Here is a 23,723-nt window from a genome sequence, read left to right as displayed (position 1 = left end):
CAAACCAACTATTCGACTATCTTGAAGTAATATACGTCGATGAACCTTCCCCTGACGTCGTTTTCGACACGACCCCGAATTTCAATTTTGTTCTTGGTGTTTATTTCTCTTCCGCGCCAGACTTCTCTTTCGATCCGAACTCTCGTTCGTCCAGTGCGATCCTGAAAAACATACTGAGCCCTCCTGACATTGCTTTTGATCGAACCGGTGAGCACCACACGGGTTCCGACCGGCATCCGGGTAATGGCATCAGCCGTTATTGTATTTCGGGCTTTGAAAGCATCGAGAAATTGTGCACGGGAAACATCAATAGAGCCCAGAGAGAAAAGGCCCAGCATCAACGCAAACTGAATCATATACTGCTTTATCGAGGTCATGGATTTTCACCTCCTCATAGCAATGATTGAATTTCTTCTTCCGTATCAAATAAACTGCTGTCGATGATTAGCTGTATTAGGGGAAGACACAAGACATATTCCCCATGAAATTTCAAAATCGCAAGTACCGGACAGGTAACACCCCAATTTTGGGCACTTGTCACATCAGGCTCAGAGCAACCCGTTGCGCAACTTAAAGCGCCGGAAACCGCCGACATTGACGCTACGGCCCCGATTGAGCAACTCGCGCATGATGGGCTCGCGCTGCTGAGCAGGCATATAGTCCAGAATGCGTGCGCAATCATGTTCGAAAAGAAGACCGCGAAGAAGCAGATCACGCTTGATCAGCGGACTATCCATCGTTCTGTGAAACAGCCCAAAACCATAGTGAACCTGACTGCCATTCATGACGATCCCCATCATGTGATTGACCAGGACCTCTCGCCTCACCTGTTCGCCGACAAGCCTGCCCCGGTCGTCAGCGGGCGATGTGTCAACACGTCCCTTCATCGCCTTTGAATATTGGCTGATGGTTGGCGTCAGGTTCATCTCATCGATAGCCGCAGGCTTTGCGTTCCGCTTACCGGAGCGTTTGGAAAGCATTTTACCGGTATAGATCGCGCCAGCCAGAAGCGGCTCAAGTTCATAGCTGCGAAAAGCGCCATTTGGCAGATAGCGAAGATTGGATACGATATCCGGCATCGCCATTTTGTCGAGTTTGAGAGCCAGCTTGTCAGTGGAGTACAGCACATCGATGTTGTAACCGCAGCGCACGAAGCATTCTGACAGAGCCACCTCACCCTTTCTGATGGCATGAGGTCTGATATCGTATGGGCGATATCGCGACCAGAAACGCCGCACCGCAGCATCGTTGAATACTTTGCCGGAAACGCTGAAGGCATAGCTGCCAACATGGTGGATGAATTCGTGATTCTCGTTCGTGCCGACGACATCATACGCACTATCGGCAAGCGATGCGATCATGTTTCGAAGGCCAGCACCGGGAACATACATGATGCTGTCGTTGAAATAGAGCAGTCGCCGGAGTTGCAGCCCTTCAGCAGCAAGAAGCAATGTAGCTGCGCGATAGGCGCCAAAATCGCGGCCGATATTCTGGCGGACGAGAACGCGTTGGGCCACGGCTTTGATTGCGTCATGCTCCGGTTGCGACAGTCTGCCATTGCAAACAACAATGGGATTGATGTTCTGATGACGCAGTTCATTCAGGAGATGCAGAAAATCGGGCGTAACACCAAACTTGTTATACTTGACGACGATTGCATAGAGATCGCCGTTCGGCTGGCGTGTTGTTTCATCCGATAGAAATCGCGGCGTTTTTTCCATGAAAATATGCGGCGCCTGAACAAGCTTGGCGCTACGTATATAAGCGCACACAGCCAACCAGTTCATTGCTTTTCCAATGCGCATTCCTGCCCCCCCGGCTCAATTTCTTTGTGAATAACACCGGGCCTCGCTAAAATAAATTGACGTGCTCCCGTTAAAATAGGCCATTCAGAACTGGAATTTTCCACTTGTGATCCCTTATTGGGGAGAAGGAGATTTTCGTGAAAGCATCGAAGTTTTCGGAAGCGCAGACCAAATCCGCTTTTCAGAAGTCCACACATTGGACTTTCTGGGCAACCACTGCCGAATAGCAGCGCAGAATCTGGATCTCACGGATATCGTTTTTAAATTGGATGATGGCGTTCTGGTTGCAGCGCTACCAGATGCGGTGCAGATCACAGTTCATGATCGATGGTCCCGCTGAGGCAACGCCTGATCCCATGTGGGGCAATATCTGTGTGATTTGTGCATATAAGTATTCGCCCATAATCGGCTGGGGCAAGGCTCAACTGTATGAAAATGATAGGGATGGTATCTGGAGACTGGTAGCCGGCGGTCCACCATACTCCGCCGATTGCCCTCTATAGCTCGCTATTGCCGCCGATCACGGCAAGGCCTATTCTGATCTTACATTTCATAAGCGATATGTCCGCTTCTGGCTAGACCTGCCCAATAGCGGACGGTCTGGCACCGGCCCCATTCCGGTCAATACGAATGCCGCTTTGGCACGAGACATATGGCAAAATTCCCCTTTTTCCATATGTTGATAGCATGGACTACCGGATATCAGCTTTGCGCCTTCCTGCGGTCGTTCGACTGGCACCTGCAACGTCGCGAAAGCTGGTATTGTCTATGGAGTAGTAGAGCGCCAGTCGATTGTTTCGGTGTAAAGGTTTGAACTCCACCTGATCCGACAAAATTTCTAATTCTGCTCTATTTAATAGCGCCAACGCCGCCGTCTTTTGCGATGATTAAATTTAGAAGATACGCATGCACTCTAAATCGCAGCAGAAACCACAATCTCGATACGCATATCGGGGTCGGCCATGAATACTTGCCCGCAGCATCGCGTCGGCGGGTTGGCTGTATCTATCCAACTGTCCCAAACCTGATTCATCGCCGCGAAATCCGACATGTCTTTCAGCCAAATCTGTGCGGTAAGTAGGCGAGATTTGTCGGTGCCGGCACGTGCCAAAAGATCGTCAATCTTGGCGAGTGTTTCTATCGTTTGCTGAGTAATGTTCCCTGCAGAATCGGAAAATTGGCCCGATAAGAAACACATGCCATTGTATTTTACGAGACGACTGCGGCGGTGATTTACGTCAAGTCTTTCAATCTGCATTTGGTTTCCTTCAGGGTTCAAGATGTTGAAATATTTCACTTCATGGCTTTATGAGGCAGGCGAAAACTATATTGCGTGGCCAAGGCAATCGCGCAGTTCATCGATGATCTTGGGAAGCCAATCTTCCGTCATCATCTCGAGCGGTGCGGTGAACGAAATCGCGGCATTCAGTTCATAAGGATTTGTAGCGCGCACCGGTAAGCCGAGCCCGCCTTCTCCCGGCAGGTAGTACGCCATATTGACAGCAAAACCCCGCCGTCTAGCATCTTCAATCTGGGAAATTACGACACTCTTATCGACGTACTGAACTGATGGGTGACTAAGATAACGCGGTGCATTTGTTTCAAGCAGTGCGAGACAGTCGGCTTCAGGCATTATGGACATGAGTGCGATGCTTCCGGCTGCGACACCCATAGGCACGCGTCCGCCAACCCCCATGGTAAACTGGCGGTCCGGAAATCGCGAAACCATCTCGGCGCAGACAGCATCAATGCCCGCCTGCACCATCATATAAACGGTATGCCCGCTTCGCCGCGCAAACTCGGTCATCCCTGGCCGAAACTTCGAAATCAGGGGTTCAAGACGGGCCTGCCCTCTCGCGAGCATTGGGATAGCAGGTCCAAGCCGGTAAAAGCCATGCTTGCCAGCCGGTTCGGCGAAGCCCTTTTGAAGAAGCGAAACGAGGCTACGATGCACGGCTGGTTTAGCTTCGCCAATGCGTTCAGCAATCTCTGCTAGAGCCAAGCCATCTGCGCCTGCTTCCCCCAGAACTATTAGAATATCAAGTGCGCGTACTGCATTGCTTGATGCGTTCGTAGTCACGTCTAACTCCAAAATTCTAATTATTAGAATATTTCATAAAATTCATTCCAATAAAAGGAATAGGTTGACTTCTGTCACATTTTTCGCTGTCATTCAACCACGGCGTTAAGTCTTTGAACCGAGGGAGGAGCGTTCAAAGATTGCTGTCTTTACACCTGATTTCAGGTTGCTGACGCACGTCCCTGTCATGCTCCCCCATCATCTGTTTGAGGCGAGGACAACAGTATGGTGTCGTTCCTGATCAAACGAATGGGCTTCGCGCTCTTCACGCTGTTCAGCGTGTTGACGTTGGTCTTCGTAATCGTTCGTGTTCTGCCGGGCGATCCGGCTCTTGTGATCCTTGGCGATCAAGCCAGCCCCGCAAGTATCGCTGCACTGCATCACAAGCTTGGCCTGGATCAGCCGATCATTGTCCAGTACGGGAGCTTCATGCTGGGTGTACTCCAGGGCAATCTTGGGACATCCATGATAACCGGTCGCTCGATTACGGCCGAGATCATGAACGTCCTGCCCTATACGATGGAGTTGACAATCGCATCGCTCATACTGGGGGTGCTGTTGGGTGTTCCCGCAGGTGTTTGGGCAGCAGTGAAACGAAATAAGCCGGCTGATCTGTTGCTGCGCCTTGTTTCCCTGTTGGGTCTTTCGCTTCCAGCGTTTGTTGCAGCGATCATTTTGCTCATGATTTTTGCAATCCAGTTGCGCTGGTTTCCTGTGATTAGTTCAGGTGGCGGCGATGGATTGCTGGACCGCTTGAGGCAAATGGCACTGCCAACCATTTCGCTGGCACTGATCATGATGGCGTATATTACACGTGTCACCCGCTCGGCCATGCTCGAAGTTTTGAACCAGGACTTCGTGCGCACGGCGAAGGCCAAAGGCGCTTCACATCACGCAGTTGTTTGGCGTCATGCGCTTGGTAACTGCACGATTCCAATTACGACGGTTGTGGGGCTCTATCTCGGTATTCTGATCGGTAATTCCGTTCTGACCGAAATCGTCTTCTCTCGCCCAGGTCTTGGTAAGCTAATTCTCAACGCCTTGACCCAGCGTGACTATACCCTGCTGCAGGGGATGATCGTCATTTATACGCTTATGGTTGTTGCGGTGAACATGCTGACCGACCTGACCTATGGTTTCCTCGATCCGAGGGTTCAGTACAAATGACATCCATCACCACCAATTCATCTGCCGCGCCGCGCGTGCAGTCTCGATGGGAATTTCTACGTCGATTGAATTTCTCTACCTGGCTGGGTGTAGCGATTGTTCTGACGCTCATCCTGTGCGCAGCCTTTGCTCCGATCTTGGCGCCATATGATCCGAATGAACAGAACATCATCGTTTACCTGTCGCCGCCAAGTGCAGAAAATCTGCTGGGCACGGACCAGTTCGGTCGTGATGTTCTTTCGCGATTACTCTACGGAGCCCGTTATTCGCTAACCATCGGATTTCTGGCCATTCTGGTCGCGCTGATAATTGGCTCGTTTCTGGGCATGATTGCTGGTTATGTGGGGCGCAAGACCGACATCATTGTGATGCAGATCATGGATGTCGTACTGGCATTTCCATCATTGATTCTTGGTTTGGCACTCGTCGCCCTTATGGGGGCCACGCTGACGAATATTGTCATCGCCATCGCATTCACCGCTATACCGGCCTTTGCGCGAATTGCCCGCGCAGGTGTTCTGACACAGCGCGACCGCGAATATGTTCAGGCCTGTCACGCGATGGGCTTTTCCCACACGCGCATTCTGTTCGGCCATATTCTGCCTGCCATTCTGCCTGAGATCCTGGTCATGGCATCACTTTGGATGGCCACTGCAGTTCGCACCGAGGCGTCGCTCGCATTCATTGGGTTAGGGCTGGCCCCGCCGACGCCGACTTGGGGTGGCATGGTTCGCGAAGGCTTCGACAATATTCTGAGCTCCTTCCATCTGGCTCTTTATCCGAGCCTTGCAATTCTGGTGCTCGTTCTCGCTCTCAACCTGATCGGCGACGGTTTGCGTGACGCAATCGATCCACGACTGAAGGATGCCAGCTAATGACTGTCCAGCCTGCGATCATTGTTCGTGATCTCAAGATTTCATTCGCCAGAAAGCCGGTTGTCCATGGGATCAGTTTCCAGATCGAGCCTGGCAAGACACTAGCTTTGGTGGGAGAGTCCGGCTCTGGCAAGAGCGTTACTTCTCTGGCGATCATGCGTCTTCTGCCTGATCGCATCGCCAAGGCCGAGGGCGCTGTAATGCTTGGCCAACAAGACTTGCTAAAACTGCCTGAAGCGGACATGCGAGGCGTGCGCGGCGGCAAGGTCAGCATGATCTTTCAGGAACCGATGACCTCTCTTAACCCGGTACAGACTGTTGGAGCACAGCTTGCCGAAGTTCTGAGAATTCACAAGAAGCTCAAGGGGAAAAAACTGCAGGAAGCGGTTCTGGAGCTTTTGCGCAAGGTGCGCATTCCCGATCCGGAGCAGCGCGTCAATCAGTATCCACATACGTTTTCAGGTGGTATGCGACAGCGTGTGATGATTGCGATGGCACTGGCATGCGATCCTGATCTCATCATTGCTGATGAGCCTACAACCGCGCTTGATGTGACTGTGCAGGCTCAGACGCTTCAACTGCTGAAGGAGTTGCAGCAGGAAACTGGAACGGCGGTTCTGTTTATAACGCATGACATGGGCGTTGTTGCCGAAGTTGCTGATGACGTTCTGGTCATGCGCCATGGGCGCGTCATTGAGCACGGCTCGGTGATGGAAATTTTCAGCAATCCTAAAGATGCCTATACACGCAGCCTTATCGAAGCGGCCCCGAGTTTGGTCGGCAAGTTGCAGGCCAATACGATTCCGGCCAGACCTGTCGACAGTCCCTTGATGGCGAATGCCGCAACGTCGGTTCTCGAAGTGAGCGACCTTTCGGTAAGATTTCCGGTCCACGGTGGCCTATTTGGCCGTGCCAGAGGCGCAGTGCATGCGGTCGAAGATGTGTCGTTCAGCATTGGCAAAGGTGAGACACTTGGACTGGTTGGCGAGTCCGGTTCAGGAAAATCCACCATTGGTAAGGCGATTATCAATCTCGCACCCGTGCACAACGGCAAGATCACAGTTGGTGGGGAGACGATCGACTATCTGGATCGCAAAAGCCTGTCGTCATTGAAACGGCAAGTACAGATGATCTTCCAAGATCCCTTTGGTTCTCTTGATGCACGTCAGACCATTGGCTCGGCAATCATGGAACCAATGAAGGTTCATGGTTTGGAGACTGGCGTAGCCGCACAACAGAAGATGGAATGGTTGATGGAGCGTGTTGGGTTGGATCCCAATCGCGCATCCAGTCTACCGCATGAATTTTCTGGCGGACAGCGCCAGCGTATTTGTATTGCGCGTGCTCTCGCAATGGCTCCACGGCTGATCATCGCAGATGAAGCGGTGTCGGCGCTTGATGTCGCCATCAAGGGTCAAATTATTGATCTGATGATTGATCTTCAGAAGGAATTTGACATTTCGTATCTGTTCATCAGCCACGATATGTCCGCAATCGAGCGCATCTGCAACCGTGTTGCGGTGATGTATTTCGGTGAAATCGTGGAAATCGGACCACGTGATGACGTGATCGGACGACCGGGGCACGAATATACGCAACGGTTACTTTCGGCGATCCCGATAACACATCCCGACCAGCGGGGAACAAGGCGGCGAGCCGCCGATGCCGGTCCACCCAGAAGTCCGCTCAAACCCCTCGGTTATAGCGCACCAGCGGCACGCTGGAGCATGGCTGCGGACGGTCATTTCATTCGTATGGCGAGCTAGATTGGAGTCCTTCGGAAATGCATGCCCTAACTCAACTTGCTGAATTTGTGTCTGGCCACCCCAAAGGCGCGTTGCCATCGGAAACGCGCGAAGCCATCTCGCTGCTGCTGCTCGACTTGATGGGCGCAACCGCAGCAGGCCTTCATTCACGCCTGGCTGCTTCGGCGAGGCAAGCAGCATCTGATGTCTACGGTTCAGGCGTAGCTCAGGTCTGGCTCACGGATTTGAAGCTGAGCGTTGTGGGCGCTGCCATGGCCAATAGTGCGGCGGCCAGTGCGCTCGATATTGATGATGGCCATCGTGGAGCGGCAGGCCATGCGGGGGCTGGCGTCATTCCTGCGGCACTTGCTGTCGGCCAATCCATCAATGCCTCGGATGCGGAGATGCTGGATGCCATTGCACTGGGCTATGACGTCGCTCTGCGTGTTGCCACATCACGCCCGACCAACACCATCGAGACTTATGCCAGTGGCAGGTGGGTCAGCTATGGTGCAGCTGCAGCTGCCGGACGCTTGCTCAGGCTTGACGCTGAAGAAATGGCACATGCGCTGGCGATTGCAGGCTCTGAAGGCCCTATCGTTTTCCCGACGGGCTCCTCCAAGTTTCAGGGCAGCACGGTAAAAGAAGGGATCCCACCTGCTGTCGTTGCCGGTATCACCGGGGCTTATCGCGCAAGGGCGGGAGCAACCGGACCGGTAGACCTGCTCAACAATGAAGATCGCTATGATCCCAAAATCTTGCTGGGGCAGCTTGGTGAGGTGTGGGAGTTGCAGAAGTGTTATCTCAAGCCTTATGCATGCTGTCGTTATATGCATGCTGCCATCGATGCTATCCTGAAAATGCGTCAGGATGGGCGTCACATTCACAGGCTCCGCATCGAAACCTTCCCGCAGGGGCTTCGTCTCGCCAATGAGCGCACCCCAAGCACGTTGGAGGGCGGCCAGTATAGTTTCTATTTCAGCTGCGCGCTTGCGGCGCTGCGTGGGCAGGAGGCGCTTCAGCCCGTCGATCCCGACAGTCTAAAAGACATAGAGGTACTCGGCCTTGCGAACCGGATCGAACTTGAAACGTCGATCGATTTCGCCACGGCGTTTCCAGTTCGCACGCCGGCGCGTGTTCTGATCGATCAAGGCGACGGTGAAAAAGAGCTGGTTATCGACCACCCGCTTGGCGATGTGGCGAACCCGATGAGCTGGGATCAGGTCGCTCACAAGTTCAAGAATATCGGGCGTGTCAGTCTGAGTACCCAAAGTCAGGACAGCATTATTTCCGCGATCAGCCAACTGAACGAAGCGGGCTTCACCCCACTGCTCAGTGCGCTCAGCAAATCTCAAGACAATAATCTGCAATAAGAAGGGAACAGGCATGAAACTGAAAAGCATCATGGGACCACCGGCACTTGCCGCTCTTATGGCCTTTACGGCACTTGGTACGCTCTCAGCTTCCGCGACACAGACCGAATTACGGCTTGGTGCGGCAGCTGCTGATATTGGCAATCTCGATCCACATTTTGCCGCCAGTACCTCTGACCGTACCCTTGTCGCATGGATATTCGGAGGGCTGGTCAGATTTGCGCCGGGCTCTACTGATCCGGCAACGATTGAAGGAGATCTTGCGGAGAGTTGGGAAGCAACAGACAATAATCTGGTCTGGACCTTCAAGCTGCGGCCCGGCGTGCAATGGCAACATGGCTATGGTGAAGTGACGGCCGACGACGTCGTTTTCAGTCTGCAAAAGGCGGCCGATCCGAAGCGCTCTGCATTCGCAACGGACTATAAGGCCGTCAAGAGCGTCGAGGCTGTAGACCCGCACACTGTGCGCATAACGCTTGCAAATCAAGTCCCGAGCTTGCTCGGTCTGGTGACCAATTATTCGGGTGGCTTTATCATCAGCAAGAAGGCGTACGAAGAGCGTGGAGAGGGTTTTACCCGCAATCCTGTCGGCTTTGGGCCTTTCCAGTTTGAATCAATCGAACCCGGCGTTGCGGTCCATTTTACCGCTCATGAAAAATACTTCCGTGGCAAGCCGAAGATCGAAAAGGTGACATATCGTTTCCTTAATGCAGCGGCAGGCCGTGATCTTGCCTTTACCGCTGGTGAAATCGATGTATCCGCCGGCAATGCCGATCGGCGCTGGTTGCAGCGGATGAAGGAAACGCCCGGCGCCAAGGTCGACATCTTCGATCCCGCCGAACTGACAGTGGTGCATATCAACCGCAATCAGAAACCTTTTGACGATATCAAGGTGCGGCAGGCCGTTGCTTACGCGATCAATCCTGAACAGATCGCACAGTTTCGTGGGCCTGAATTCACGCGTGTTGCAAAGTCAGTCATTCCTTCAAACAATCTCGGGCTCAATCCCGATCCGGGCCTCATCCAGCCAGATGTGGAGAAGGCCAAGGCACTGCTAGCAGAAGCGGGGTATCCCAACGGTCTCACCGTCAAGATGATTTCAAGCCAGATGCCTAGTTATGCGACGACGGACCAGCTTTTGCAGGCGCAGCTTGCCAAGGCTGGCATCAAGCTTGAGCTTGAACCGGTTGAGCACGCGACCTGGCATCAGATGATCCGCAAGGATTTAAGCCCGCTTGTTGATTACGGCGCAGCACGCTTCCCCGTTGCGGATACGTTTCTGACGCAGTTCTATCATTCCAGCAGCGCGATTGGGGCTCCGGGGCAAGTAACGAACTTCAGCCATTGCTCAGTCGCCGATAAGCAGATCGAGGCCGCTCGCACCGAGATTGATCCCAAAAAGCAGATGGAACTCTGGCAGGAAGCACAAAAGCTGATCGTCGCTGATGTTTGTGCTGTGCCGGTGACAGAAACGGCACAGGTCTGGATCAGGAACGAGAAGCTTGACTGGGGCTTCGAACTCAAGGGTTCGATGTCGCTGGGCCCGCTACTCACTGAACAAGCTCACTTCAAGGAATGATAAGAGCAATCGGGATGGTGCGATGCACTATCCCGAAATCTTTCAGGCACCAATATGACAAAGCTAACCTATCCTCGCTATTCCAATCTGTGCGGTTGGAATGCCATGCTCCCGCCGCGCCAGCAGCGCGCTGCACTGAATCAAGACATTGCGGTCGATTACGCAATCGTCGGAGCCGGGTTCACCGGTTTCGCTATCGCACGTCGATTGCGTGAACTGGACCCTGACGCCAGTATCGCAGTGATTGAAGCGACGACGGTGGGGGAAGGTTCTTCCGCCCGAAACTCGGGTTTCACGGGGTCCGACGTGCTGCCGCGCAATGCCTCGATAGAAATGGCTGAAAAGGCACGTCTTCAGTCGGGCTTCTTCACCGAAGCTTTTGAATGGCTGATGCGGATCATCCGTGAAAATAATATTGATTGTGACATGCGGCAGGTGGGATCGATCCGCGGTGCAGCAACAGAACTCGGCGAAGCCTCTTTACGCAAAGTCGCTGAAGTAGCTCGCGTCAATAATATTGCTCATACTCTCCTGTCGCGCGAGGACATTCATCGTCGTATCGGGAGCGCGTATTATCGCTTTGGCATCCACATGCAGGATACTTGGTTGCTACAACCCGCAGCCCTGATCCGTGGTCTTGCCGATGCACTACCAAACGACATTGCGCTCTATGAAAACACACCGGTTACAACATTGACCAAGCGCGACGGCTGGGTTTTGGAGACGCCAGGTGGCGTTGTAAAATGTAAGAATCTGGCGCTGGCGACCAACGCATTCATCCGAAAGTTCGGCTATCTGAAATCACGTATGGCGACCATTTATACTTATGCTGCGGTGACTGAAGAAATTGCCGATAGCCGGGTTGATGAACTAGGCGAGTCCGAGGCATGGGGATTGTTGCCCTCGCATCGGCTTGGCACGACGTTGCGTCGCATTGGTCGTAACCGGATTATGGTGCGCAGTCTTTATGCGCATGAGGCCGAACTCGGTGAGCGCGAAGCTGTAAGCAAGCTCAGAGATCGTTTTGAACGTCGATGGCCTAATCTCAAAGATGTGCAGTTCGAATATTTGTGGGCTGGTACGACTGCGTTCACGATGAATGGGGCGCCGTGGTGGGGTCGCGTTGAGGACGGCCTCTATGCATCGGGTGGCTGCAATGGCAGTGGTATCGCGAAAGGTACAATGCTTGGGCGACACCTTGCCGAACTTATGCTGGGCAAGGGCGAGCATACAGCAATGTCTGGTGTAATGGGTATGGCAAGTTGGATTGCACCTGAGCCCTTCCGGTCAATTGGCTTCAATCTTATCTCAACGCTGGAAAGCCGTAAGGCAGGCCTGGAGATGTGAAGCCAGAACAGGTTGACGGCATTAACGACCGCCCTTGAACGTGTCCAATTGAATCCAACCGCACGTTCACGGTTCCGTTCGGGTCGTAAGAGCCTGGGACGGGTAGCCACGAAGAATCTTGACTGGCAATCAGGTGGTTGTGCCGACAGCTAATGATGCCCACTTCACTACATTCTTGGCTGGACCGGAGTCTGCTTCCGGTCCCTGTGCGGTCGTTTCAAATGGCACATATGATAATAATCACATTTTTCCATATGTCTGTTTTCAATGTTTGGACGTGTATCAAACTAGCGCCAATATGCTGGCGGCGTCCAATTGGCGGCCGAATTGTTGACGAGTGTACAGATCGACGTCGACATTTGGTCTGTGAAAAACAAAAGCTGTCTATTCATTATCCCTTCTCCGCCCCTCTGCTTCGCTTCCCGTAAAAATCACGAACTCTTCACTGTGCTGTTCATCAATCGACGGGTCTCAGGCCCTTCAGCGCTCGAAAACCAGCTTGGCGTTTCTCATCCAGATACTGACCCGAACGTAGAGTCTGTTCTCCAAGACGCTTCATCCATTGAATCGTGGCAGCTAAGGGCGAACCGGGATGTTCCAGGACGTCATGTATCAAAATTCGAGCGCATATCCGATATCATTCCAAATTTAATTGAATGATGCCGCAGGAACTTTAGGGAGTTTTGAGGAATAAAGCTCGCGCCATCGCGCAATAGGCTTGCCCTAGCAACAGCAACACAGTTGCTAGGCTGTTGCTAGGTGAAAAATGCAAACAACCGCGCAATCTATTCAGTCAAAATTTACAAGCAATTTCAGGGAGATAAGTGGTGGGCGATGAGAGACTCGAACTCCCGACATCTTCGGTGTAAACGAAGCGCTCTACCAACTGAGCTAATCGCCCGACTGTTTCGCCAAGTGTCTGGCCAGTCGCTGTGAGAGCCGTTTAGGCAATTCGCGCGACAAGCGCAAGTGCAAAAATCAGCCTTCGACGTCTTTCTTGTGTTTTTCTATCGTCCCTTCCATGCTTCCCTCGATAGAGAAGCCAAAGTGAAGCTCGGCCACCCGAAAGGCGCTACAATATCGGCAAAGCGTACACGTCTGACGCCGACATTTGCCGGAGAAGCAAGTTGTGGGAGCGGCGAACATTCAGCCGCCGCCTTGGATATTATCCAGCCAGTCGTTCGGGCGAACGCAAGATGGATGCACCGCCGGCTGCCTGCACGGCAAGGCTTCCATATTCGATACCGGCAGCAAGTGCTCGGTGAGAATCATGACCTTCGAGCCACGCATCGATGAAGCCGGCATTAAAAGCATCGCCTGCCCCGGTCGTATCGATAACCGGCACGTCCTTTGCCGCCATATGAAGGTCCGCATCGGCAGTGCGCAGCCACGCCCCTTCTCCACCGCCCTTGAGAGCCACGATTGGAAAGTGCTTCGCAAGCGCATTGAGCGCCTTTGCCGGATCGTCGTGGCCAGTGATGGCCTGCGCTTCCTCGCGGTTGGGAAGGAATATATCGACGCCCTCACAGGCCGCGAGCAAACCCGGATCGTAGATCAGCGTTTCATCCCAGCTTGGGTCGAGCGAGACTGAAAGGCCTGCCGCCTTTGCCTGCTGTACGAGCTTGGGGATTTCGTGCAGCGTTGCGAATTCAGCAATGTGCAGATGCCCCGCATCCTTCCATTGCAACGCGGCTTCGAGCGTCGAAGGCAGCGCCGAACCGGCACGGCGCGAGAGGAATGCGCGGTCGTTGCCGATCACGCTTGCCACCGTCACCTGCGGTCCGGCATCGTCGGCACGTTCCAGAAAGCGCAGATCGACACCGTCGATCTTCAGGTCCGGTTCAAGCCCGCGTGACAGGCCGTCAAAGCCGAGACGTGCGACCAGCGCCACCGCCCTGCCCGCATGGGCAAGATGGGCAGCCGAAATGAAGGCGCCTCCACCTGCCGCCATCTTCATGTTTTCGGCAAAAACCTCTCGTCCGGGCTGCGGCAGTGATTGTAGCCCGGTGAAGATAAGGTCGCAGTAAATCCGCCCGATACTGAGGACAGCCGGAGACTTGAAATGCCGTTTGAATTGTTGCGGCATCATAGGCGGCCCAGTCTTTTCTCGGTCTTGGCATCGAAGAGATACAGGCTTCCGGCAGGCGCGGACACGGAAAGCGTGCCGCCCGTTGCGGGAATGATCTTCCCCGGAGCAGTTGCAATCACCGAGACGCCGTTAACGTCCAAATGAACCAGCGTTTCGGCGCCGAGAGGCTCAACGGCCGTCACAGTGCCCGTGAGCGAAAGGGCATCGGGTGTGCCTTCCTCAACTTTCAAATCATGCGGGCGGACGCCGACCAGAATGTCGCCATCAGGTGCAAGTTCCACGCCTGATCCATTGCGGCGACCCGCAATCAGGTTCATCGACGGGCTGCCGATGAAGCGCGCCGTAAAAACATCGGTCGGATTTTCATAAAGCTCGGTCGGCGTTCCGGTCTGGAGAATGCGACCGTCACGCATGACAACGATACGGTCGGCCATGGTCATGGCTTCAACCTGGTCATGTGTCACGTAAACGGTCGTCGTCTTGAGACGCTGATGCAAGCGTTTGATTTCGATGCGCATCTGCGCGCGAAGCTGAGCGTCGAGGTTTGACAGCGGCTCATCGAAAAGAAAAGCAGACGGATTGCGCACCATGGCGCGACCGATAGCGACGCGCTGGCGCTGACCACCGGACAATGCTGCCGGTCGACGGTCGAGATAGGGTTCCAGCCCAAGCGCCTTGCCGGTTTCCTCGATGCGCTTGTCCTTCTCGGCCTTGGACAGTTTCGACGTGTAAAGCCCAAAACCGATGTTCTGACGCACGGTCATATGCGGATAAATCGCATAATTCTGGAACACCATGGCGATGTTGCGTTGCTTTGGATCGCGTTCATTAACGACCTCGCCACCGATCTTCAGGTGGCCGCCGGAAATATCCTCAAGCCCTGCGATCATGCGCAAAGTCGTGGACTTGCCACAGCCGGAGGGGCCGACAAAAACGACGAACTCGCCGTCCTTGATCTGGAGATCGATTGCCCGGACCGCCTCGACCTTGCCATAACGCTTGACCAGCTTTTCAAGTTCGATGGTTGCCATCAACGTGCCTCCACAAGTGCACTGAATTTTTCATTGAGTTCGCGGGCAGCCTTTGCTTCAGCGGCTGCATGGTCAAAAGCGACTGCCTTGAAGCGACCAGCTTCCGCCTTATGCCGCGCAAGTGCTGCATTCATCGCTGTCGGTGCCGGACCGCCGAGACGATCACGCACAGCCACGAAATGTTGCGGGGAGACTAGTTCCTCAAACTTTTCGCGCCCGAAGGATGGCTCGCGCCCGGCGGACTCGCGGAAAGCGTCAAGGAAAGGTTCAAACCCATCCTTCTCCGGACCGCCGCCCATGGCGACGACAGCGCGCGCAACCCTGGCTGCGATTTCATGCGCCTGCCGGAACGAAAGACCTTCGATGCGCACCAGCGAATCCGCCAGTTCGGTGATCGTGATGCAGGAGCGACGGATATTTTCTGCCACACGGGCCGGATCGATACGGATCGCGCCGATGAATGCGGCCAGAAGATCAAGCACGCGACCAGCGGAGGCGAATGCCTCGTAGCCCATCTGCTGCGTCTCGCCCTCACTGTCATTCATGTCGGTGAACGGCGTATTGTGCATGACGTCCAGAACGGTGCGGGCACGGCCCATGGTCTGGCTCGCCAGATGGCGCATATGTTCGATCGGAACCGGATTGCGCTTCTGCGGCATGATTGATGAAATCTGCACGAAGGCATTCGGCACGTAAATCTGGCCGACCTCGAAACTGGTCCAGAACTGGAAGTCCTGGATGAGGCGTCCCAGATGCACGAACATCAGCTCCAACGCCGAATAGGTCGAGGTGATGTAATCCACCGCTGCAATGCAGCTGTAGGAATTCGGCAAGGGGGCAGCAAAGCCCAACAGGCTCGCCACTCGTGCGCGATCGATCGGGAAGCCTGAGGTGGTGATGGCCGCCGCCCCCATGGGTGACAGGTTGACGATGGCGCGCGCGGCTTCCATCCGTTCCATATCCCGGATGAGAACCTCGACTGCCGCCGAAAGATAGTGACCGAAGGTCGATGGCTGTGCAGGCTGACCATGCGTATAGGCGACGATCAGTGTCTCCTTTTCACGCTCGGCAGCAGCAATCATCGCATCAAGCACATTGCGCGCCTGCGTCATCAGCGTATCGATACGATCCTTCAGACCAAGCTTGAACAGCGTGTGGTCAATATCATTGCGTGAGCGCGCCGTGTGAAGACGACCGGCGGTGTCGGCACCAATGCGCGCCTTCAGCTCCTTCTCGATGAGGAAGAAAAAGTCTTCCACCTCACCCGTATAAGTGAGCTTCGAAGGATCGATTTCCTTGTCGATAGCTTCCAGCGCACCCGCAATGGCCGCTGCCTGCGCACGGTCGAGAATGCCGGTTTCGGTCAGCATAACGAGATGGGCGCGGTCGATGCGGCGGAAGCCGTCGACATGATGGGTCTTGGCGCCGTCAAAAAGCGGGCGAAGCACGGTTTCCTTGTAAACCGGATCGGGGAAGACGCTTTTATCGGACAGCCGTGGATCGAGATCGGACATGGTTCAACCCTTGAGGCCAGCAAGCATGACACCGCGCACGATGTAACGCTGGAGAAGAAGAAAGACGACGAGCGTGGGAAGCGTGGCGATTGCCGCGCCGGTCATGATCATTTCCCACTGGATGGATTGCTCGACGGCGAAGCTCGAAAGCCCGACCGGCAGCGTGTAAAGCTCCGGGCTGGTCGCAACAATCAGCGGCCAGAAGAATGCGGTCCAGTTGCCGAGGAAGGTGAAGATCGCGAGCGCCGAGAGTGCTGGCGTCACCAGCGGCATGGCAACTTTCCACCAGATTTGGAATTCGTTGAGGCCGTCGACGCGGGCAGCTTCCAGAAAGTCGTTGGGAACTCCTTCGAAGAATTGCTTCATGAGGAACGTGCCAAAGGCAGTCATCATGCCGGGGAACATGATACCCCAGTAGCTGTCCAGCCAGCCGAGCTTGCTCGACATCAGATACCATGGGATCACCAGCATTTCGGTGGGGATCATCAGCGTGGACAGGATGGCGAGGAAGATGAAATAGCGACCGCGGAACTGGAATTTCGCCAGCGTATAGCCGACAAGACTGTCGAAGAAGACATTCGACAAGGTGACCACGACCGCAACGATCATGGAATTCAGGAACCAGCGCAGGAAGCGCCCATCGGCAAGGATAGTGACATAGTTCTGCAATGTCGGCTCTGCCGGGATCAGGCGCAGGTCGTAGACCTGACCTGCCGTCTTGAGCGAGGTGGAGAACATGAAGGCCAGTGGTGTGACCATGATGAGGCCGCCGATGAGCAGCAACGTCCATGTCAGGATGCGGCCGGGCCGCAGATTCTGGAACGGGAGCGGTTTGTTTTGAGCGGACGCTGTCATTTCTTTTCCCTCAGGATCCAGAGCTGCAACAGCGAGACGCAAAGCAGGATGGTGAACAGAACGACGGTTTGCGCGGCCGCATAACCCATCGCATAGGAGGAGAAGGCCGTCTGATAGATCATCAGCACCAGCGGCTTGGTGGAGCCGAGCGGTCCGCCGGGATCGTTCGTAGTCATGTTGTAGACCTGATCGAAGATGCGCAGGAAACCGATGGACGAGAAGACGACGAGGAACACCGTGGTGGGCTTCAGAAGCGGGATCGTGATCTTGCGCAGGATCGCCCATTCGCCGAGGCCATCAATGCGTGCGGCTTCATAAAAAGTGTTGGGAACAGCGCGCAGGCCAGCCATGAAGATAATGATCTGGAAGCCAAGACCGGCCCAGATGGACGTCGCCATGATGGCATAGAGACCCTGATCGACCGAGCGCAGGAACCCCTGCTGCGGGAGCCCCACTGCACTCAGAATATTGTTGATGAAGCCGATGGGTGCGGGCTGATAGAACCAGCGCCAGACCCATGCCATGGCCGCTGCCGTGGTGAGATAAGGCAGGAAATAGAGTGCACGGATAAAGCCGTGCATGATGCGCACGCGATCCAGAAAATAGGCGATTGTAAACGCCACCACGAGGCTTATCGGCGTGCCGACTAGCAGATAGGTGAAAGTGTTCTTGAACACTTTCCAGAATTCCGGATCAGCGAAGAGCTTCTGGTAATTGGCGAAGCCGATGAACTTCGGTGGGTTCATCAGGTCCCAGTCTGTGAGAGAGAGCCAGAAAGCCTCTATCGTCGGGTAAAAGCGGATGACCGAATAGAACAGTATCGGGAGAGCCAGAAAGCTCCACACCCAGATCAACCGTCTTGTGCGCATGGAAAGACGGTCCGTCAGGCGGTTGCCCGAAGGCCCCTTCCCCGCGCCGCCTGTTTCAGCCGTCCCGGCTTCTACAGTGATTGTCATGTTTTAGTATCCTTCGGCTACGGATTAGCCGTGCCGTCAACAGGCAGGAGAAGATGAAGCAGCGGGAGCCGCTTCATCTTTCGCGTTTGCCTTACTTGGCTGCGTCGAGCACATCCTGCTCGGCCTTGGCTGCCTGATCGAGGGATTCCTTGACCGGCTGCTTTTCGAGAATAACGCGATTGGCCATATCGACAGCGATCTGGCGCTGCTTCAGCTCGTCCACGAACATGGTCGTGTGCGCATATTCCAGACCCTTCAGGAACGGGCCGTAGATCGGATCGGCAAGGTTCGTTTCCGTCAAGGCTGCCGAACGGCGCGCAGGCAGTTCGCCAACATCCTTCAACCAGATTTCCATGGCTTCCGGCGAGGAGATGTAGTTCAGGAACTTCTTGGCAGCTTCCAGTTTCTCGCCGCTTGCCTTGGCGCTAATGCCGTTGGCGAAGTAGCTCGCATAGTTGGAACGCACGCCTTCGGCATTGGCCGGAAGCTCGGTCACACCCCATTCGAAGTCCTTGATGGTGCGGAACGAACCGAGACGGAAGGTGCCGTCGATGGTCATGGCCGCCATGCCAGCGCGGAAAGCAGCCTGCCCTTCATCCATGAACTTGACTTCGCCGACCTTATGTTCGGTCTGGAGGCCAGTATAGAAGGCAAGCGCCTTTTCACCGGCGGCGTCGTTATAAGCAACCTTGCGGTCATTGTCGGTATATGGCTGGCCGCCGAACTGGCGCACCAGAACTTCACGCCACCAATGCTGGTCCTGTCCCGGCATGTCGAGCGTGATGCCTTCGGCCAGAAGATTGCCGGAAGCGTCGCGCTTCGTCGTCTTCTTGGCAGCTTCGACCATTTCATCTAGCGTCTTGGGCGGATTGTTCGGGTCGAGGCCAGCGTCGGTGAAGAGCTTCTTGTTGTAGAACAGGGCCAGCGAGCGCACAGCAGTCGGCAGACCGTAATACTCATCGCCGCGCTTCATCGCCGAAACAATCGGGAAGAATTCGCTCTCAATCTTGTCATGCGGGAACGTGTCCTGCGGCAGCGGCTGCAGAATGCCGCCAGCCACGAATTTGTCCAGCCAGCCGTAGAAAAGCTGCATCACGTCCGGGCTCTTGCCCGCCATCTTCGCTGCGATTACGCGCGTCTGATAGTCGTCGTACGGGAACGTGACCTGCTTGACCTTGATGTCCGGATTGGCCTTCTCGAAATTCTCGATCAGCTTGTCCATCGCCTTGACGCGTGTCTCGAAGACATACTGCCAATATTCGATTTCGACAGCCTGAGCGGCATTGATCGCAAAGGTGCTGAGCCCCGCAACCAAACCTGCCAATAACAGCTTACGCATTTAAACCTCCCTAATGCCCCGCCCACCGGTTCGAATGCGGTCGCCAGGCACGGCTGCGGCAGTGCTTCGCACAATCCGCATATTCCACCACATGCCGCGCAGATGATGCGCAGCGCCCATTTTTTCCCATGCAGGAACCCACTTCCCCGACATGAGCCAAGGCGGTTCTTCACCACCCTGCCCTTACGGTTCAATGTTGCGAGCGTTTTGTCAATAAGATAATTTAGTTGAATTAATATATTGCTGTTAAAAGCGGCTCGCGTTATCTCTTTTGACGGGAGACAGGAGGGACCATGACATCGAAATCAGATGGGCAATCCGAAGACGGGCGGGCCAATACGCCTGCCGCCGTACAAGGTGGGTCGCTTGCGGTCACTCTGGGCAAGAATCCCGAGCGAATTCGTGACCATAACCGACGTGTAGTGCTTGATGTCGTGCGCCGCCACGGTCCTCTCGGCCGGATGCATATCGCCCGCCTGACGCATCTGACCGCACAGGCCATCGCCAATATCGTCGATGAGCTGGTTTCAGAGAATCTGCTCATGCAGCTGGGGCGACTGAAAACGGGGCGCGGCCAGCCGCCGATCCAGTTTGCCGTCAATCCCGAAGGCGCGATGACCATCGGTGTGGAAATGGGTTCGACGCATATGGTGACGACGGTGCTTGATCTTTCCGGCAAGCCGCGCACGCAGCACGTGCGCCCCATTCAGGATGTCAGCCCCGACAGGCTCTCCACACAATTGCGAAAAGAAGTCGATGCGGTGAAGACTTCGTTTCCCGCGCGCCTGCTCGGCATAGGCGTCGTGATGCCGGGTCCGTTTGACATTGAAGGCATGAGTTCTGTCGGTCCGACGACCCTGCCCGGCTGGTCCGGGATCGATGCAGCGGCGGTTCTGAGCGAAGCCTGCGGCGAATCCGTTCTGGTCGAAAACGACGCGAATGCCGCCGCTGTCGGCGAACGCCTGTTCGGCGCGGGACACGCGATTTCCAATTTCGCCATGATCTATTTCGGTGCCGGTATCGGGCTTGGCATGATTCAGGACGGCGCACCGTTTCGAGGCGCTTTCGGCAATGCCGGTGAAATCGGTCATATCGTCATCACGCCTAATGGGCGCAGCTGCGCCTGCGGCCAGAAGGGTTGCCTCGAAACCTATGCCTCCCTTCATACCTTGCGCGAGAAGCTTCACGCGGCAGGGATTGAGGACACCAATTTCGACGCGCTGGAAAAGCTGCATGAAGGCCGCAACCCAGTTCTGATGGGCTGGGTACAGGAGGCCGCCGACCATCTGGCTCCGATGATTGCCATGATCGAAAACATTCTCGATCCCGAGACGATCATTCTGGGCGGCATGTTGCCCGATGCGATCATCGATGACCTGATCTGGCATATGGGTGGTCTGCCGATTTCGGTTGCTAGCCGCCGCGCCCGTGCGTTGCCACGGGTCATTCGAGGGCAGACGGGACAGTTCACCGCCGCCCTGGGCGCTGCATCACTGCCGATGTTCGAGGCCATGACGCCGAAGCTTGATACCAATTCGGAAATCTGACCATGCTCACCGCCCTTCAGCGCATCGAGCGCCAGAAGTCGTCTCCTGCCCTCGTCCGTCTGCATCGCGCTCTAAGCAGGCTGCGCTCGACCGTCACGCTGATGCATACGGGTGCGCACCCTGACGATGAGCAGAGCGGCCTGATGGCCTATTTGCGGTTCGGACTTGGTATACGGGTGGTGATCGCCTGTTCGACACGCGGCGAAGGCGGGCAAAATGCGCTTGGCCCGGAACGCGGTGGTGCGCTCGGCGTGATCCGCAGCCGTGAGATGGAAGAAGCAGCGCGCATTCTCGATTGCGACGTGCATTGGCTCGGCCATGGTCCAGACGATTCCGTCCACGACTTCGGTTTCTCCAAGGATGGTGACGGTACCTTTGCCCACTGGGGTGAGAAGAAAACCGTCGAGCGGCTCGTACGCGCCTATCGCACCGAGCGTCCGGATATCGTGCTGCCGACCTTTCTCGATGTTCCCGGCCAGCATGGCCACCACCGCGCGATGACACGGGCTGCGGAAACGGCCATACGGCTCGCCGCCGATCCCGATGCCTTTCCCGAACATTTTGCCGAGGGATTGATGCCGTGGCAGGTGGCAAAATTCTATCTCCCTGCCTGGTCAGGCGGCGGCGACACCTATGATGACGAGCTTCCTCCGCCCGACACCACATTGACCGTTCACGCGGCGGGTCGCGACGCTGCGACCGGTGCCGATTACGACCGTATCGGTGAATGGTCGCGTGCCTGTCACGCCACGCAGGGCATGGGGCGCTGGCCGGAAACGCCCAAGAGCGAATGGCCGCTGCATCTGAAACTGCCGGAAAGCTGTGCTGAAACAACAATTCTTGAAGGTATTCCGGAATCTCTCGCAACACTGGCTGAGGTCGATGGGCTGACACTTGAAACCCGGAAGCAGCTTCTTGACGCTCATTTGTCTGTCGAGCGGACTATTGCGGCTTTTCCTGAGCGCGAAACCATTGTCAATAATCTTCTCGGTGCTGCAAAAAGCCTGAAAACTGTACTGACCGGCGCACCGCAAGGTTTCCTCGTGCAGCACGGGCACAGGCTGGAACGCAAGCAGTGGGAAATCGACGCCGCCTTGATCGAAGCAGCGTCTTTGTTCGAGCGGGCTTATCTGGAAGAAGCCATATTGCCTACAGGTGGAGAAACCCGCCTTGTTGTCGAATACGGCCCCGGAGCGATGGCCGTCGCAATAACAGCCGACCCCATATTGCCAGAAAGCTGTTCGACCGCTTGCGAGTACGTGACGCCCGAGAGGGAAATTCTGGCTGTGTCACTGGCAAAGGAGGCAGCACTTTCCCCGCTTTTTGAACCGGCTTGGCGGTCACTCGGCGGCAACGGACAGGCCTATATCCGATTAAAGGCGCAGTTTGACGATCACCTGGCTGCGTGCAGCTTCGATCTCGAAGAGCCGCTTGCCATTGTTCCATCTGCCTCGTTAAGGATTGATCCGCCAGCAGTCATCATATCGGGCAAGCAGTATCCCTCGCCGATCCGGCTTGTGGTCGATGGCGAGACCGGCCAAGTCACATTCACAGCGGAAAACGGTTGGAGCGTCGGCGTAATCGGGCAGGATGCTGTTCTACACGGGCCTTTCGATCCAGAGCCCGGCTTGACTGCGCTACAGGCCACGATCAACGGACGTCTTGCATGGCAGACGCAGGTAGCCAGCTACCCGCATATCGGTAAAACCGTCTGGCGTGAGCCTGCCGTGCTGCCTGTATTGGCACTCGACGTGAAATTGCCTGATGCGCGTATCGGCTATATCGGCGCTGGGGCAGACAATGTTGGTCTTTGGCTGAAACGCATGGGATTTGATGTCACCGATGTCGAAGCACGCCATCTTTCCGGTGATCTTTCGCAATTCACCACCATCGTGGTCGGTATATTCGCCTTCGGCCTGCACGCTGATCTCGCCGCAGCAACGGACAATCTGCATCGATTCGTCGAGAATGGCGGACATCTGGTGACGCTCTATCATCGTCCATCCGATGGTTGGCATCCGGATCGGACACCACCGCGAAAATTAGCCATCGGTTCCCCGTCATTGCGCTGGCGCGTTACGAATCCCCATGCCGCAGTTACAGTTCTCGATCCAGAGCATCCCTTGCTCGTCGGCCCCAATATTATCAGCGAACGTGATTGGAATGGATGGCACAAGGAACGTGGGCTTTATTTCGCTTCCGCATGGGATGACGACTATCAGCCGCTGCTTTCCATGCATGATGAGGGAGAACAGCCGCTCTTCGGCGCGCTTGTTTCAGCCAGTATCGGTAAAGGCCGCCATACGCATACGAGCCTCGTCCTGCATCATCAGCTCGACAAGCTTGTGCCCGGTGCATTCCGGCTCATCGCCAATCTGGTACAACCTGTGAGATAATTTCGTGCATATCGTTATGTTGAAA

18 protein-coding genes and 1 tRNA gene are annotated in these 23,723 nt (G+C 55.3%); 8 read left to right on the top strand and 11 right to left on the bottom strand.

The features are described from left to right. Positions 1–8: 8 nt before the first annotated feature. The 4 genes from LJ361_RS04385 to LJ361_RS04370 all read right to left on the bottom strand — a co-directional run bounded on the left by LJ361_RS04385 (position 9) and on the right by LJ361_RS04370 (position 3,885). Positions 9–377: a NirD/YgiW/YdeI family stress tolerance protein gene (locus tag LJ361_RS04385; protein ID WP_010661145.1), complete on the bottom strand. Its 369-nt coding sequence runs from the start codon at positions 375–377 to the stop codon at positions 9–11. A 171-nt stretch (positions 378–548) separates the two neighbouring features. Continuing rightward, complete coding sequence (locus tag LJ361_RS04380) at positions 549–1,787, bottom strand: rhamnan synthesis F family protein (RefSeq protein WP_264812762.1); 1,239 nt, start codon at positions 1,785–1,787, stop codon at positions 549–551. 931 nt (positions 1,788–2,718) lie between these two features. After that, complete coding sequence (locus LJ361_RS04375; RefSeq protein WP_226622208.1) at positions 2,719–3,063, bottom strand: RidA family protein; 345 nt, start codon at positions 3,061–3,063, stop codon at positions 2,719–2,721. Between the two features lie 66 nt (positions 3,064–3,129). After that, positions 3,130–3,885 carry an IclR family transcriptional regulator gene (locus LJ361_RS04370; RefSeq protein WP_043062553.1) on the bottom strand — a complete coding sequence of 252 codons (756 nt, stop codon included), beginning with the start codon at positions 3,883–3,885 and terminating at the stop codon, positions 3,130–3,132. A 225-nt stretch (positions 3,886–4,110) separates the two neighbouring features. On the opposite strand from LJ361_RS04370, the gene LJ361_RS04365 reads away from it, so the two are divergent. From LJ361_RS04365 to LJ361_RS04340, 6 genes are read left to right on the top strand one after another with little or no spacing between them, the layout of a single operon-like run. Continuing rightward, on the top strand, positions 4,111–5,052 hold the full coding sequence (locus LJ361_RS04365; protein ID WP_012092301.1) for an ABC transporter permease: 942 nt from the start codon (positions 4,111–4,113) through the stop codon (positions 5,050–5,052). Next, positions 5,049–5,927, top strand: a complete 879-nt coding sequence (locus LJ361_RS04360; RefSeq protein WP_061345496.1) for an ABC transporter permease — start codon at positions 5,049–5,051, stop codon at positions 5,925–5,927. The genes LJ361_RS04365 and LJ361_RS04360 overlap by 4 nt, the downstream gene beginning before the upstream one ends. Next, complete coding sequence (locus LJ361_RS04355) at positions 5,927–7,693, top strand: ABC transporter ATP-binding protein (protein WP_264812759.1); 1,767 nt, start codon at positions 5,927–5,929, stop codon at positions 7,691–7,693. The genes LJ361_RS04360 and LJ361_RS04355 overlap by 1 nt, the downstream gene beginning before the upstream one ends. A gap of 17 nt (positions 7,694–7,710) precedes the next feature. Continuing rightward, positions 7,711–9,045, top strand: coding sequence for an MmgE/PrpD family protein (locus LJ361_RS04350; protein ID WP_043062555.1), 1,335 nt, complete (start codon positions 7,711–7,713; stop codon positions 9,043–9,045). Positions 9,046–9,058: 13 nt separating this feature from the next. After that, positions 9,059–10,624 (top strand): ABC transporter substrate-binding protein, encoded by a 1,566-nt coding sequence (locus LJ361_RS04345; RefSeq protein ID WP_012092305.1) that lies wholly within the window; start codon positions 9,059–9,061, stop codon positions 10,622–10,624. 54 nt (positions 10,625–10,678) lie between these two features. Next, a complete protein-coding gene (locus LJ361_RS04340; protein WP_264812757.1) occupies positions 10,679–11,971 on the top strand; it encodes an NAD(P)/FAD-dependent oxidoreductase in 1,293 nt (430 codons plus the stop codon). A gap of 825 nt (positions 11,972–12,796) precedes the next feature. On the opposite strand, the gene LJ361_RS04335 is transcribed toward LJ361_RS04340, so the two are convergent. From LJ361_RS04335 to LJ361_RS04305, 7 genes are all read right to left on the bottom strand, one after another. Then, positions 12,797–12,872 (bottom strand) — tRNA-Val (locus LJ361_RS04335). A gap of 264 nt (positions 12,873–13,136) precedes the next feature. Then, positions 13,137–14,060: a carbohydrate kinase family protein gene (locus LJ361_RS04330; RefSeq protein ID WP_036588456.1), complete on the bottom strand. Its 924-nt coding sequence runs from the start codon at positions 14,058–14,060 to the stop codon at positions 13,137–13,139. Then, complete coding sequence (locus LJ361_RS04325; protein WP_043062558.1) at positions 14,057–15,091, bottom strand: ABC transporter ATP-binding protein; 1,035 nt, start codon at positions 15,089–15,091, stop codon at positions 14,057–14,059. Before LJ361_RS04325 ends, LJ361_RS04330 begins: the two co-directional genes overlap by 4 nt. Then, the gene (gene argH, locus LJ361_RS04320; protein WP_264812756.1) at positions 15,091–16,605 is read right to left on the bottom strand and encodes an argininosuccinate lyase; all 1,515 of its coding nucleotides are present in this window, start codon (positions 16,603–16,605) and stop codon (positions 15,091–15,093) included. The genes LJ361_RS04325 and argH overlap by 1 nt, the downstream gene beginning before the upstream one ends. Positions 16,606–16,608: 3 nt before the next feature. Then, on the bottom strand, positions 16,609–17,460 hold the full coding sequence (locus tag LJ361_RS04315; protein WP_010661134.1) for a carbohydrate ABC transporter permease: 852 nt from the start codon (positions 17,458–17,460) through the stop codon (positions 16,609–16,611). After that, the gene (locus tag LJ361_RS04310; RefSeq protein WP_036564035.1) at positions 17,457–18,329 is read right to left on the bottom strand and encodes a carbohydrate ABC transporter permease; all 873 of its coding nucleotides are present in this window, start codon (positions 18,327–18,329) and stop codon (positions 17,457–17,459) included. The genes LJ361_RS04315 and LJ361_RS04310 overlap by 4 nt, the downstream gene beginning before the upstream one ends. A 178-nt stretch (positions 18,330–18,507) precedes the next feature. Further along, a complete protein-coding gene (locus LJ361_RS04305; protein WP_010661132.1) occupies positions 18,508–19,755 on the bottom strand; it encodes an extracellular solute-binding protein in 1,248 nt (415 codons plus the stop codon). Positions 19,756–20,048: 293 nt separating this feature from the next. Between LJ361_RS04305 and LJ361_RS04300 the strand changes: the two genes are divergently transcribed. Both LJ361_RS04300 and LJ361_RS04295 read left to right on the top strand, forming a co-directional pair. After that, the gene (locus tag LJ361_RS04300) at positions 20,049–21,302 is read left to right on the top strand and encodes an ROK family protein (RefSeq protein ID WP_010661131.1); all 1,254 of its coding nucleotides are present in this window, start codon (positions 20,049–20,051) and stop codon (positions 21,300–21,302) included. 2 nt (positions 21,303–21,304) lie between these two features. Continuing rightward, the gene (locus LJ361_RS04295) at positions 21,305–23,698 is read left to right on the top strand and encodes a PIG-L family deacetylase (RefSeq protein WP_264812754.1); all 2,394 of its coding nucleotides are present in this window, start codon (positions 21,305–21,307) and stop codon (positions 23,696–23,698) included. Positions 23,699–23,723: the final 25 nt, after the last annotated feature.

Origin of the sequence: Brucella sp. JSBI001 (genome assembly GCF_026014005.1) — a bacterium.
GTDB lineage: Bacteria > Pseudomonadota > Alphaproteobacteria > Rhizobiales > Rhizobiaceae > Brucella > Brucella anthropi.
Note: the sequence above shows the minus strand (reverse complement) of the source record. Positions and strands in the feature narration are given on the sequence as shown.